The sequence below is a fragment of the Pararhizobium polonicum genome, assembly GCF_001687365.1.
Classification (GTDB): Bacteria; Pseudomonadota; Alphaproteobacteria; order Rhizobiales; family Rhizobiaceae; genus Pararhizobium; species Pararhizobium polonicum.
On the sequence record NZ_LGLV01000010.1, the window covers coordinates 14,631 to 27,449 of the forward strand.

Genomic DNA, 12,819 nt, shown 5'->3' on the forward strand with positions numbered 1-12,819 from the left:
CGCCTTTGGCCTGCGAACCCGGACGGAGGCTTGAGCAGTCCGGCCGCTGAAGCGGTTATGGTTAATTTTTCCTGAATATTCAGATATTTGGATTCTGAATCTCCGGTTGGGTGACGTGCCCTGCCGGTTGATCATGTCCGTGGCCACAGCGATTTCGATTGGAAACCCGTGAGTCAGCATGTGATGCGAATCCGGCTCAGGGAATCAATATCTAGCGGCAAACGGACCCTGAAGCCGTTGGAATCAGCGATTCGTCGCTGATCCGTTCTGCCGCTGTTCCCTTGCCGGAAAACAGGGCGGGAAATGCAGGCCGGATGGCTGATTTGCACGTTTCCTGCCCGCGCACCCTTGCGTTTGCGCGTCTGCGTGGGCATGTGTGGCTGCGCCGGTTGAAACGGCTTGCCCGCCGTGAGTGGACTTCGCAGACTGAAAGTGCGCAGGATCGATACAGTGCCTGACCAACCGATGATCTTGAGCGGCCGCGGCGTGATCGCGGTGCTCGGCCCCACCAATACCGGCAAGACGCATTATGCGATCGAGCGCATGGTCGCGCACGAGAGCGGCGTCATCGGCCTGCCGCTCAGGCTCTTGGCGCGCGAGGTCTATACCCGCGTCGTCGAAAAGGTCGGCGCCCACAATGTCGCGCTGATCACCGGCGAGGAAAAGATCACGCCGCATATGGCGCGCTTCTCGGTCTGCACCGTCGAAGCCATGCCGCGCGACACCAAGGCCGCTTTCGTGGCGATCGACGAGGTTCAGCTCGCCGGCGATCTGGAGCGCGGCCATATCTTCACCGATCGCCTGATGCACCTGCGCGGCCGCGTCGAGACGCTGCTCCTGGGGGCTGCGACCATGCGGCCGATCCTCGAACATCTTCTGCCCGGTATCACCGTTGTCGAGCGCCCGCGGCTGTCGCAGCTTCTCTATGCCGGCTCGAAGAAGATCACCCGCCTGCCGCAGCGCACCGCGATCGTCGCCTTCTCCGCCGAGGAGGTCTATGCGATCGCCGAACTGATCCGCCGCCAGCGGGGCGGTGCCGCCGTCGTGCTCGGTGCCCTGTCGCCGCGCACGCGCAATGCGCAGGTCGCGCTCTATCAGGCGGGCGATGTCGAATATCTGGTGGCGACGGACGCGATCGGCATGGGGCTCAACCTCGATGTCGACCATGTGGCCTTCGCGCAGGACCGCAAATATGACGGCTACCAGTTCCGCAATCTCAATCCTGGCGAGTTGGCGCAGATTGCCGGGCGTGCCGGGCGCCATCTGCGCGATGGCACCTTCGGCGTCACCTCGCGGGTCGAGCCGTTCGACAACGAACTGGTTCACCGCATCGAATCGCATCAGTTCGATCCGGTGCGGGTGCTGCAGTGGCGGTCGAAGTCGCTCAACTACGCGTCGATACAGGCGCTGAAGAAAAGCCTCGACGCGGCACCGGTCGTGAACGGGCTCACACGGGCATTGCCGGCCGTCGATCAGCAGGCGCTGGATTATCTTTCACGCTATCCGGAAGTTACCAGTGTCGCGACCACACCGGAGCGTGTAGAGACACTCTGGGAGGCCTGTGCGCTTCCCGACTACCGTCGTATAACACCGGCGCAACACGCCGATCTGATTTCGACGATCTATGCCGATCTCGTCCGGCGTGGCACAGTGAACGAAGATTTCATGGCCGAACAGGTTCGCCGCGCGGACCATACGGATGGTGAAATCGACACATTGTCCGCGAGAATTGCACAAATCAGGACATGGACCTATGTGTCCAACCGTCCGGGATGGCTTGCCGATCCGACACACTGGCAAGAAAAGACGCGGGAAATCGAGGATCGATTGTCTGACGCGTTACATGAAAGGTTGACGAAACGCTTTGTTGATCGCAGGACATCTGTGCTCATGAAGCGCCTGAGAGAGAATGCGATGTTGGAAGCTGAAATCAGTGTAAATGGCGATGTCTTCGTTGAAGGTCATCATGTGGGACAATTGGCCGGGTTCCGTTTCACACTGGCGACAGTGGCCGATGGTCTTGATGCGCGCGCAGCGCAGGGTGCTGCGCAAAAGGCGCTGGCACTCGAATTCGAAGCGCGGGCTGCAAGGCTGCATGCGGCGGGCAATGCGGATCTCGCATTGGCGTCCGATGGTCTGGTGCGCTGGCTCGGCGATCCCGTGGCGCGGCTTGCCGCCAGCGATCACGTCATGCGTCCGCGCGTGCTTTTGCTGGCCGACGAACAGCTTCAGGGCAATGCCCGCGAGCATGTGCTCGCCCGCATCGAGCGCTTCGTCAATCATCACATCTCGACGGTGCTGAAACCGCTCGACGATCTGTCGCGTGCCGAAGACCTGGAAGGTCTCGCCAAGGGCCTGGCCTTCCAGCTGGTCGAAAATCTCGGTGTGATGTTCCGCCGCGATGTCGCCGACGACGTCAAGTCGCTGGATCAGGAGGCGCGCGCCTCCATCCGCCGCCACGGCATCCGTTTCGGGGCCTATCACATTTTCATGCCGGCGCTGTTGAAGCCCGCTCCGGCGGAACTCATCACGCTGCTCTGGGCGCTGAAGAACGACGGCCTGGACAAGCCCGGCTATGGCGATCTGATCCCGGTTCTGGCCGCAGGCCGCACGTCTGTTGTCACCGATCCGGCGTTCGAGCGTACCTTCTACAAGCTGGCCGGCTTCCGTTTCCTCGGCAAGCGTGCCGTGCGCATCGACATCCTCGAGCGTCTCGCCGACCTCATCCGTCCGCTGCTGCAGTGGAAGCCGGGCACGACGGCGCGTCCGGACGGTGCCTATGACGGCCGCCGCTTCACCGCGACGACGGCAATGCTCTCGATCCTCGGTGCGACGCCCGACGATATGGAAGAGATCCTCAAGGGTCTCGGCTATCGCGCCGATGCCGTGAAGGCTGAAGAGGCCGCTGCTTTCCTGTCCACGCAGGCCGGCTCTGCCGCGCCGGCAACGGATGCCGCAGCCTCCGACATGCCGGTTGAAACGGCAGACCATGACGACGCGGATGCCGCGGGCGAAGAGCAGCATGCTGCCGAGCCGGCGGCGGAGCAGGCCGCTGAGGCCGCCCCTGCTGTTGCCGAAGTTCCGGCGGCAGAGGCCGAGCAGCCCGCAGCTGTCGAACAGGCCGTAGCCACCGAACAGGGTGAGGAGCCGGCAGAGGCTGTCGAAGCCAAGCCGGTGCTGCTGTGGCGCCCCGGCGGCCGCAACGACAACCAGCGTTCGGGTGGCCGTCCGCAGGGCGATCGCCGTGGCGGCAACAACCGTGCACCGCAGGGCGAAGCCCGCCGTGACGGCGGCGAACCGCGCCGCGAAGGTGAAGGCCGCCGCGAAGGTCGCGATGACAATCGCAAGCCGGGTGGTGGCGGCAGGCCGGATCGCAACCGGGGCCGTGACGGCGGCAAGCCGCAGGGTGACCAGCGCCACGGAAAGGGCGAGCGCCAGGATCGTCCGGATCGCAACGACCGTGGTGCCAAGCCGCAGGCCGCCAAGTTCGAGGCACGCCCACCGCGCAAGGAAAAGCCGATGGATCCGGATTCGCCCTTCGCCAAGCTGGCTGCCCTGAAGGAGCAGATGAAGAAGTAACGCCCCAGGGTGTAAGGATGAGTGGAAAACAGCCTCAGTCCCTGCCGGTTCTCCGCCAGCGTCTCGACAAATGGCTGTTCTTCACGCGCCTGCAGAAGTCCCGCTCGATCGCCCAGAAGGCGATCGAGTCCGGTGATGTCCGGGTCAACGATGTCCGGATTACCCAGCCGTCGCATGCGCTGAAAGCCGGCGATATCGTCGTTGTTTCCCTTGACCGGCGTGACACCACCGTTCGCGTTTTGCTTGCCGGTGTCCGGCGTGGCCCGTATGAAGAAGCCCGCCTTCTCTACGAGGACCTGACGCCTGTCGCCGTTCCCGGCGAAAAGCCGAATGCCTTCGAGCAGGCAATGCGCGAGCGCGGCAGCGGCCGGCCGACCAAGAAGGAGCGCCGCGATGTCGATCGGCTGAAGTCCGGCTGGCAGGATGATTAGAAAACAGGATTAGAAAACTGTCCCGCCGGCCGGTGGTTTGGCGCATGGATTATTCTTGCAAAGCCCCGGCAAAGCCTTTACCTCACGGGGTAAATGAGCAGCCGTGTCGCGCCGTCAAAGGCGTTGGCGGGCTGATATCCCCAACGGATGCGGACAAGCGGGCTTCACTCTGGTTGCTGTCTGCCATCACATGTGAGAAATCGCTGGAGTACCTCATGACGTATGTCGTGACCGATAATTGCATACGCTGCAAATACACCGATTGCGTGGAAGTGTGCCCGGTGGACTGCTTCTATGAAGGCGAGAACTTTCTGGTCATTCATCCCGACGAGTGCATCGACTGTGGCGTCTGCGAGCCGGAATGTCCCGCAGGGGCCATCAAGCCGGACACCGAGCCGGGTCTGGACAAGTGGCTGAAGGTCAATGCCGAATTCGCCACACAATGGCCCAATCTCACCGTCAAGCGTGATGAGATGCCGGAAGCCAAGGAGATGGACGGCGAAGAAGGCAAGTACGAGAAATATTTTTCGCCGAATCCCGGTCAGGGCGACTGACCGGCCGGATTTTCGGACAGCGGGTTACAGGGTTGTTTTCCCGGCTGTGAAAAATGGCGAAAATGGGGGAATCATGGCTTAACCATGTCCGTGACGGGCTGGCTGGCCTTGTTGGCCGTTGTAAAGCAAATTATTGATTTCCGCAGTTTTTTATGATAGGGTCAAAATACTGATCCACATCGTGGCACTTGCGTGTGCCCGAAAACCATCACGAAAGCAAAAGAATCCCACGGCGCGGCTGACCCCAAATACGCAACGTCTGTTGCTTGTGCGTGATCGCCCCGCAGAAGATCGATTTGATGACCGTTGGCACGGAACAGTATGGAGTCACCCGACGGTGCCCCCGTCCATCCCGGGCCTGACTGACCCGGCCCCGGCTTGTTGCCGGGAGCGTAACAGGGAGTTTTTGAAACGAATGACGACCCAGCAGAAAAAACCTTCAACACGCCATGGATTCAAGACCGGTGAATCGATCGTTTACCCGGCACATGGCGTAGGACAAATCGTTGCAATCGAAGATCAGGTGGTTGCGGGCATGTCGCTCGAACTGTTTGTGATCGATTTCGAAAAGGACAAGATGCGTCTCAAGGTGCCGGTTGCAAAGGCCGTCTCCATCGGCATGCGCAAGCTGTCCGAGACCGATTTCGTCGAACGTGCATTGAAGGTCGTACAGGGCAGGGCACGCGTCAAGCGGACCATGTGGTCCCGCCGCGCGCAGGAATATGATGCCAAGATCAATTCCGGTGACCTGATCTCGATCGCCGAGGTCGTGCGCGACCTTTACCGTGCTGAAAACCAGCCGGAGCAGTCCTATTCCGAACGTCAGCTTTATGAAGCTGCGCTTGACCGCATGGCGCGCGAAATCGCAGCCGTGAACAAGATGTCGGAAACGGAAGCTGTCCGTCTCGTGGAAGCCAACCTGAACAAGGGGCCGAAGCGCGGCAAGGCCGTCGAAGAAGACGAAACGCAGGAAGAAGCTGCATAAGCACCGGTCAAACGGCGCTTGTATCCAAAAGGCCCTGTCAGCGATGACGGGGCCTTTTGTTATTCTCCGACAGCTCTGTCAGTGGCCAGGACCGAACGGCGGGTCGCCTGCAGGAACCAGAGATAGCTGGCGACTGACGTCAGCAGCATCGCCGGAATGATCAGTCCGAAGGCGATGAAGGGTGTGCCGAGGAGGGCTGCCGCGAGGCCGCCGAGAAAGCCGCCGGCCATCTGGATGAAACCCATCATCGCCGATGCCGAGCCGGCAATATGCGGGAAGGATTGCAGCGCCGCCGTCGTCATATGCGGCGTCAGGAAGGCGATGCCGAAGCTGGAGAAGGCGACCGGCAGCATGACCGACAGGTAGCTTGGGGTGATGAAATGCACCGAAAGCGCGATCAGCAGAGCGCCGATGGTGCAGAAGGCAAGGCCGGCGCGAACGGAGCCTTCGCCGCCGAGTTTTGCCGCCGTCAGCCGCAGACAGACCGAACCTGAAAAATAGGAGCCGGACTGCATCAGCATGCCGAGCCCGAAGGCCGTTGGCGACAGGCCCACCTTGTCGATCAGGATGAAGGACAGCATGGTCGACTGCGCATAAAGCGCGCCGACCGAGCCGCCGAGCACGATGGCCGCGGCCACGAAGCGTGGATCGCGGATCAGCTCGCCATAGGCTGCCAGAAGCGGTCCCGGCCGGGCGCGGCGGCGATCGGGCATTGCTGTCTCGCGCATGAAGGCAGTGACGGAAACGATGGTGAGCAGGCCAAACCCGACCAGAAGAAAGAAGATCGCCTGCCAGCCGAAGGCGGCCAGCGCCAGCCCGCCCAGCGTCGGTGCCATGGCCGGGCCAATGGCCAGCATGATGCCGATCAGGTTCATGATCCGCGATGCCTCGGCGCCCGTGAACTGGTCCCGCACGATGGCGCGGGCAACGGTGATGCCAACGGATGCGCCGATGCCCTGAATCAGCCGGCCGGCCAGCAGCCCTTCGACCGATGGCGCAAAGGCGCAGATCAGGCTGCCCAGAAGGTTGATGCCGACGAAGGCGAGGGTCGCGTTTTTCCGGCCGAACGCATCGGACATCGGTCCGGCGACAAGCTGTGCGACGGAAAAGCCGCCGAAGTAAACCGACAGGGTGAGCTTGATCATCGATTCGGTGGTGGCAAACGCCTGCACCAGCTCGGGCATGGCCGGGGTATAGATCGACATGGAAATCGGACCAAGGGTCGCCAGCAATGCACCGAGCATGCTGGTGCGCCGTTCGCTCATCCGCAGGCTCATTCGGCGATACTCTTCTTGTCGGAGGAACCGCAACGGTCCAGCTGGTGCAGATTGTCGCGCAGCCCCTTGAGGCTAGCCCGCAACGCTTCGCGGCCCTCGGCATCGAGGCCCAGCGTTACCTGATCCATCAGCGCGCGGACTTCTCTGCGAATCTCGAGAAGCAGCGTATCCGCCTTCCCGGTCACGATCACGTTCTTGGCCCGCCGGTCACCGGGATCGGCAATCCGTTCGACAAGCCCCAGTCCTTCCAGACGATCGAGATAGGTGGACAGCGTCATCGGCTCGATCCCCATCTTCACGGCGATATCCGCCTGCTTGATGCCCTCGGTCGCTGCCACCTGGATCAGCGCCCGGGCTTCCCCCGGGGTGACGCCAAGGCCGGAGGCGCTGATGCGCCGGTCGAAGGCGCCTCGCAGCAGCCGGGAAACATCCGTCAGCAGCATGCCGATCGTATCGGTTTCAAGTCTGACAGGCATGACAACTCGCAATGTCGAATATCGTAAGCTTTACTTAGCATCTTGCGATAAAGGCGGCAAGTTTGGCAGCCGGGATCCCTTCGAACACCGCATAGGCCGATCACGACAACAGCGCATCCATGCTCGCGTGGGGTGTCGACGGACCATCAATTGGCTCTGCCGGCATCTTGACGGAATCACCGGCGCAAGGTCGAATGGCTCTTTCCTCGCAAGGAGCCTCCATGACGCAGACCCTGTTTTTCGGCGCCTTTCTGGCCGCCCTTCTTTATGTTCTCATTCCGGGTCCCGCTTTTCTCGCCCTTCTCGGCATTGGCGCCGGGCAGGGCCGCAAGGCGGGGGCGCTGTTCATGGGCGGGCATCTGGCCGGAGATATTCTCTGGTCGACGCTGGCGCTGGTGGCGATCGTCGGCGCCAAGACGATCGGCAGCACGATCTTCGATATTCTCGGCCTTCTCTGCGGCGTCTATCTCGCGTGGATCGGCTGGACGGCATTGCGCGCCAAGCCGCGCGGCGAAAACCAGCCGCTGATGAGCGTCGAGCGGCCGTATCGGCGCGGCCTGATCTTCGGACTGACCAATCCCAAGGGATACCCGGTGGCACTCGCCACCTTTACGGCGCTGCTCGCCGGCTCGTCGAATGCCCTGGATTTCCATGCCCTGCCGGCATTGCTCGCCGTTTCGTTCCTCGGGTTCCTTGCCGCCGACATCATTCTGATCGGCATCATCGGCGCCTCCGTCGTGCGGCGTTTCTACCGCCGCCACGAGCTGGCCATCGTCCGGCTTTCCGGCGTGCTGTTCATGGGGTTTGCGGTACAGGCCATCTGGCATGCTGCACCCGGTCTTCTTGGAATGCGGAAGCCTTGATCCGGAGCGGCCGAGCGCCCACCTGACACTCTTGATATCTCCACAATCGCTGCCGACAACGTTTGGCAGCGCCCGCCTTCTGCGGGACTGATCGGAATGCGAAAGGACTGCCCATGACTTCGAGCCCTGCTCTCAACCCCGCCGTCACCGACTGGAACGGCCCTGACGGGTTGCCCCGCTTCGAGGCGGTCGGCGATGGCGATTTCGCGGCATCCTTCGAAGCGGCTTTGGCCGAGCATGAAACGGAGATCGCGGCGATCGCCGACAATTCCGAGGCCCCGACTTTCCAGAATGCCATTGTTGCGCTGGAAATTGCCGGCGATACGCTGTCGCGCGTCTCCGCGCTGTTCTGGAACCGCGCCGGCGCCCATACCAACGATGTCATCCAGGCGCTGGAGCGTGATATCGCCCCGAAGATGTCGCGGCACTATTCGAAAATCGGCATGAACGTGGCGCTTTTTGCCCGCATCGACGCCTTGTGGGAGGGCCGCGAAAAGCTCGGGCTCGATCTGGAGCAAACCCGCGTGCTGGAGCGGCACTGGAAGGGCTTCGTCAAATCCGGCGCAAAGCTGCCGAAGGCCGAGCAGGAGAGGCTGGCTGCGATCAACGAAACGCTGGCAAGCCTCGGTGCCCAGTTCGGCCAGAACGTGCTCGCCGACGAAAAGAGCTGGGCGCTCATCCTCGACAAGGAGACCGATCTTGCAGGCCTGCCGCAGTTCCTGAAGGATTCCATGGCGTCTGCCGCGCGCGATCGCGGCGAGGACGGCAAATATGCGGTGACCCTGTCGCGCTCGATCATCGAGCCGTTCCTGACCTTCTCGGAAAACCGCGACCTTCGCGAACAGGCGTTCAAGGCCTGGGTCGCCCGCGGCGCAAATGGCGGCGAGACCGACAACCGCGACACGATCCGCCAGACACTGGCGCTGCGCGCCGAAAAGGCCAAGCTGCTCGGCTACGAAAACTACGCCGCGCTGAAGCTCGACAATACCATGGCAAAGACGCCGGAGGCGGTGAACGGGCTTTTGACCCAGGTCTGGGAAAAGGCCGTCGTCCGGGCCCGTGAGGAAGAAGCCGATCTCGCCGCGCTGATCGCCGCCGAGGGCCGCAACCATCCGGTCATGCCCTGGGACTGGCGCCACTATGCCGAAAAGCTGCGGGCGCAGAAATTCAATTTTTCCGAAAGCGAACTGAAGCCCTACCTGCAGCTCGAAAAGATCATCGATGCCTGCTTCGACGTCGCGCACCGGCTGTTCGGCATCACGGCGACCGAGAAGAAGGGGGTTGCCGGCTATCATCCGGACGTGCGCGTCTTCGATATCCGCGATTCCAGCGGAAAGCTGGTGGCGCTTTTCCTTGGCGACTATTTCGCCCGCGCCTCGAAGCGCTCCGGCGCCTGGATGAGTTCGTTCCAGTCGCAGCACCGGCTGCCGCTGAAAAACGGTACGGTGGGCGAATTGCCGATCATCTACAATGTCTGCAATTTCGCCAAGCCGGCGGAAGGCAAACCTGCCCTGCTGTCGCTCGACGACGCCCGCACCCTGTTCCACGAATTCGGCCATGCGCTGCACGGCATGCTGTCAGATGTGACCTATCCATCGGTCTCCGGCACCAGCGTTTCACGCGATTTCGTCGAACTGCCGTCGCAGCTCTACGAACATTGGCTGACGGTGCCTGCGATCCTGAAACAATATGCTGTGCATGAGGCGACCGGCGAGCCGATGCCGCAGGCGCTGCTCGACAAGGTGCTGGCCGCCCGCACGTTCAATTCGGGCTTCAACACGGTGGAATTCACATCGTCCGCATTGGTGGACATGGCGTTCCACACCCGTGGCGCTGTCGAAGACCCGATGGCGGTACAGACCGAAGTCCTGACGAAAATCGGCATGCCGGCCTCGATCGTCATGCGCCATGCCACGCCGCACTTCCAGCACGTGTTTTCCGGCGACGGTTACTCGGCCGGCTATTATTCCTACATGTGGTCGGAGGTGCTCGATGCCGACGCCTTCGCCGCCTTCGAGGAAACCGGCGATGCCTTCAATCCGGCCACGGCAAAGAAGCTGAAGGACAATATCTATTCCGTCGGCGGCTCGATCGACCCGGAAGACGCCTACAGGGCCTTCCGCGGCAAACTTCCGAGCCCGGATGCGATGCTGGCCAAGAAGGGGCTGGCGGTGACGGAGGAACTGGCTGGATCGGACGCCTGATCTACTCGTCCTTGAGCTTATCAGCGAGACCGATGAGATCCTCGTGCAGCCGCACGGGGATATCCATCCGGTCGTGAAGGATGGCCATGACGCCGATCTTGCCGCCCGGGAGCTCCCGAAAGAACAGGTAGTGGCGTTCGTAACGGCTGAAGTAGGCCTGAATTTTCAAGTCTGTCGGCGCTGCGAGATTGCCCGGCAGCCGGCGCCAGAGAGCCTTTGTCCGCGACAGTTTCTGCAGATGAGCATGAAGGCCGGTGATATAGGCGATCGCCTGGTCTTCGCCCCACTGAGCGACTGTCTCTTTCCAGATGCGATCCTGCGCGGCATTTGCCGGCGGATAGAACAGATATCCGCCCATCCTATCGGCTTGTGTTGCGACGAATGACGTCTTCGGCCGAGACGGTGACAAACTCGCTTTCGTCAGCCCTCAAGCCGGGTTCCAGCTTCTTTTGAAGCCATTCCCAGGCTTCCGTCCGGCTTTGCAGATCACGGCGGATCAAGGCGCGGATATATTCGCTGGCATTTTCGTAAAGGCCGTTCTGGCCGATCTGCTGCTGTACATGATCCTGCAATGGGCCTGTGACCCGGACGTGAATGCTTTCAGACGCCATATCTGCCTCCCTGGGAATGAGGGATGATGTGTACTGTGAAGTTTATTGTCAATAAATTTCACGTCTTCGTCTTCACGTCATGGAACTGTCGCCAAACGGTTGGAATAGATTCATCCAACTGTAAACGAACTGACATCCGCGTCGCCAAAGGTCCGCCTCGGGAAACCCGTCACTCCCGAGGCGATACCGGAGGCAGATTTGGCCGATATTCAGGATACGTTGACCCGCCGCTCCTTTCTGCTGTCGGCAGGCGTTGCCGGATTTGCGGCCACATCCGTTCTTGCCACTCCCTTTTATGCGCGCAGCTTCGGGCGGCCATCCTTCACCCATGGCGTCCAGTCCGGCGATGTCGATACGAAGTCCGGGATGATCTGGACGCGGACCGATCGCCCATCCCGCATCGGCGTCGAATATTCGACGACGGAAAGTTTTTCTACACCGGTGCGGCTGCCGTCGATCGATGCGCTGCCGGGCAGCGATTTCACGGTGAAATGCGCGCTGGACCGTCTGCTGCCCGATCAGGACATCTTCTATCGCTTCACCGCCACCGATCTCTACGACAGCAACAGCGTCTCCGAACCGATCACCGGCCGCTTTCGCACCGCTCCCCTGCGCCGCCGCTCGGTGCGTTTCGTCTGGTCGGGTGATACGGCCGGCCAGGGTTGGGGGATCGACGATACCGGCATGAAGACCTACGCGACCATGCAACTGCACGAGCCGGACTTCTTCATCCATTCCGGCGATACGATCTATGCCGATAACCCGATTCCCGACGAAATACCGCTCAGGGACGGCAGCATCTGGAAAAACCGCATCGTCACCCTGGAAAAGCGCGAGGTTGCCCGAACGCTGGATGAATATCGCGGTCAGTGGAAATACAATCTGCTCGACGATCATGTCCGCGCCATGAATGCCGCCTGCCCGACCTTCTATCAGTGGGACGATCATGAGGTGCTGAACAACTGGTCGCCATCGACCGATCTGCGCGATGATCCGCGCTACCCGGAAAAGGATGTCTCGGTCTATGCGGCCCGCGCCATGCGGGCTTTTCAGGAGATGACGCCGATCCGCACCATTGCCGCCCAGCCGGGCCGCATCTTCCGCAAGATCCCCTATGGGCGGCTGCTCGACATCTTCATGGTCGACCTGCGCTCCTATCGCGACGCCAACCAGGGCGAAGGCGGCGAACTGTTCGGCTGGCGGCAGGCGGATTGGCTGAAGCGGGAACTGGCGGCCTCCAGCGCCACCTGGAAGGTGATCGCCTGCGACATGCCCATCGGCCTCGTCGTCTGGGACGATTTTGCCCACAAGCGCGGCTCCGATGCGATCGCCAACGGCGACAATGGCCCGCCGACGGGACGCGAGACGGAATTTGCCGATATCCTGCGCTTCGTCCGTGACAATGCCATTCAGAACATCGTCTGGCTGACGGCCGACGTGCATTATACCGCTGCCCACCATTACGATCCCGCCCGCGCCGCCTTCAAGGACTTCCTGCCGTTCTGGGAGTTCGTGTCCGGCCCGCTGCATTCCGGCACCTATGGGCCGAAGGAACTGGATATGACGTTCGGCCCGGACGTGCGCTTCATCAAGGCTGCGGGCGAAGGCATCGACCAGAACCTGCCGCCGTCGGCCGGGCTGCAGTTCTTCGGTCTTGTCGATATCAACGGCCAGACCGAGCAGATGACGGTTCGCCTGATGGATCGGGACGACCGCGAACTCTGGCAGATCACGCTCGATCCCGCCGGAAATTCCGTATGAGGCGATCACTGGATTCACCGTCTTGCAAGACTTTGCGGCCTGCCCCCCTTTCGCAAATGCAAAAAAACCTGTATGAGC

11 protein-coding genes are annotated in these 12,819 nt (G+C 61.7%); 7 read left to right on the forward strand and 4 right to left on the reverse strand.

Annotated elements, in window-relative coordinates:
* Positions 1 to 465 precede the first annotated feature (465 nt).
* The 4 genes from ADU59_RS16305 to ADU59_RS16320 all read left to right on the forward strand — a co-directional run bounded on the left by ADU59_RS16305 (position 466) and on the right by ADU59_RS16320 (position 5,549).
* Positions 466 to 3,579 (forward strand): helicase-related protein, encoded by a 3,114-nt coding sequence (locus tag ADU59_RS16305; RefSeq protein WP_068955212.1) that lies wholly within the window; start codon positions 466 to 468, stop codon positions 3,577 to 3,579.
* 17 nt (positions 3,580 to 3,596) lie between these two features.
* Positions 3,597 to 4,010: an RNA-binding S4 domain-containing protein gene (locus ADU59_RS16310; protein WP_068955213.1), complete on the forward strand. Its 414-nt coding sequence runs from the start codon at positions 3,597 to 3,599 to the stop codon at positions 4,008 to 4,010.
* Positions 4,011 to 4,225: 215 nt separating this feature from the next.
* Entirely contained in the window at positions 4,226 to 4,564 is a 339-nt protein-coding gene (fdxA, locus tag ADU59_RS16315; protein WP_068955214.1) for a ferredoxin FdxA, read from the forward strand.
* A gap of 415 nt (positions 4,565 to 4,979) precedes the next feature.
* Positions 4,980 to 5,549, forward strand: a complete 570-nt coding sequence (locus tag ADU59_RS16320) for a CarD family transcriptional regulator (protein WP_068955215.1) — start codon at positions 4,980 to 4,982, stop codon at positions 5,547 to 5,549.
* Between the two features lie 59 nt (positions 5,550 to 5,608).
* On the opposite strand, the gene ADU59_RS16325 is transcribed toward ADU59_RS16320, so the two are convergent.
* Both ADU59_RS16325 and ADU59_RS16330 read right to left on the reverse strand, forming a co-directional pair.
* Complete coding sequence (locus tag ADU59_RS16325) at positions 5,609 to 6,814, reverse strand: multidrug effflux MFS transporter (RefSeq protein ID WP_083198324.1); 1,206 nt, start codon at positions 6,812 to 6,814, stop codon at positions 5,609 to 5,611.
* Between the two features lie 8 nt (positions 6,815 to 6,822).
* A complete protein-coding gene (locus tag ADU59_RS16330) occupies positions 6,823 to 7,302 on the reverse strand; it encodes a MarR family winged helix-turn-helix transcriptional regulator (protein ID WP_068955217.1) in 480 nt (159 codons plus the stop codon).
* 221 nt (positions 7,303 to 7,523) lie between these two features.
* Here ADU59_RS16330 and ADU59_RS16335 point away from each other — a divergent pair, with 221 nt between their 5' ends.
* Complete coding sequence (locus tag ADU59_RS16335; protein ID WP_068955218.1) at positions 7,524 to 8,165, forward strand: LysE family translocator; 642 nt, start codon at positions 7,524 to 7,526, stop codon at positions 8,163 to 8,165.
* 113 nt (positions 8,166 to 8,278) lie between these two features.
* Positions 8,279 to 10,369: a M3 family metallopeptidase gene (locus tag ADU59_RS16340; protein WP_068955219.1), complete on the forward strand. Its 2,091-nt coding sequence runs from the start codon at positions 8,279 to 8,281 to the stop codon at positions 10,367 to 10,369.
* Between the two features lies 1 nt (position 10,370).
* On the opposite strand, the gene ADU59_RS16345 is transcribed toward ADU59_RS16340, so the two are convergent.
* Together ADU59_RS16345 and ADU59_RS16350 are read right to left on the reverse strand one after the other, a co-directional pair.
* Complete coding sequence (locus ADU59_RS16345) at positions 10,371 to 10,727, reverse strand: type II toxin-antitoxin system RelE/ParE family toxin (protein ID WP_068955220.1); 357 nt, start codon at positions 10,725 to 10,727, stop codon at positions 10,371 to 10,373.
* A 1-nt stretch (position 10,728) separates the two neighbouring features.
* On the reverse strand, positions 10,729 to 10,980 hold the full coding sequence (locus ADU59_RS16350; protein WP_068955221.1) for a ribbon-helix-helix domain-containing protein: 252 nt from the start codon (positions 10,978 to 10,980) through the stop codon (positions 10,729 to 10,731).
* Positions 10,981 to 11,178: 198 nt separating this feature from the next.
* On the opposite strand from ADU59_RS16350, the gene ADU59_RS16355 reads away from it, so the two are divergent.
* Positions 11,179 to 12,741, forward strand: a complete 1,563-nt coding sequence (locus tag ADU59_RS16355; RefSeq protein ID WP_068955222.1) for an alkaline phosphatase D family protein — start codon at positions 11,179 to 11,181, stop codon at positions 12,739 to 12,741.
* The last annotated feature ends 78 nt before the right edge of the window (positions 12,742 to 12,819 follow it).

Excerpts from the sequence above, each read along its gene's own strand:
- ADU59_RS16305 (WP_068955212.1), top strand. The coding sequence starts at position 466 with ATGATCTTGAGCGGCCGCGGCGTGATCGCGGTGCTCGGCCCCACCAAT.
- ADU59_RS16310 (WP_068955213.1), top strand. The coding sequence starts at position 3,597 with ATGAGTGGAAAACAGCCTCAGTCCCTGCCGGTTCTCCGCCAGCGTCTC.
- fdxA (WP_068955214.1), top strand. The coding sequence starts at position 4,226 with ATGACGTATGTCGTGACCGATAATTGCATACGCTGCAAATACACCGAT.
- ADU59_RS16320 (WP_068955215.1), top strand. The coding sequence starts at position 4,980 with ATGACGACCCAGCAGAAAAAACCTTCAACACGCCATGGATTCAAGACC.
- ADU59_RS16325 (WP_083198324.1), bottom strand. The coding sequence starts at position 6,814 with ATGAGCGAACGGCGCACCAGCATGCTCGGTGCATTGCTGGCGACCCTT.
- ADU59_RS16330 (WP_068955217.1), bottom strand. The coding sequence starts at position 7,302 with ATGCCTGTCAGACTTGAAACCGATACGATCGGCATGCTGCTGACGGAT.
- ADU59_RS16335 (WP_068955218.1), top strand. The coding sequence starts at position 7,524 with ATGACGCAGACCCTGTTTTTCGGCGCCTTTCTGGCCGCCCTTCTTTAT.
- ADU59_RS16340 (WP_068955219.1), top strand. The coding sequence starts at position 8,279 with ATGACTTCGAGCCCTGCTCTCAACCCCGCCGTCACCGACTGGAACGGC.
- ADU59_RS16345 (WP_068955220.1), bottom strand. The coding sequence starts at position 10,727 with ATGGGCGGATATCTGTTCTATCCGCCGGCAAATGCCGCGCAGGATCGC.
- ADU59_RS16350 (WP_068955221.1), bottom strand. The coding sequence starts at position 10,980 with ATGGCGTCTGAAAGCATTCACGTCCGGGTCACAGGCCCATTGCAGGAT.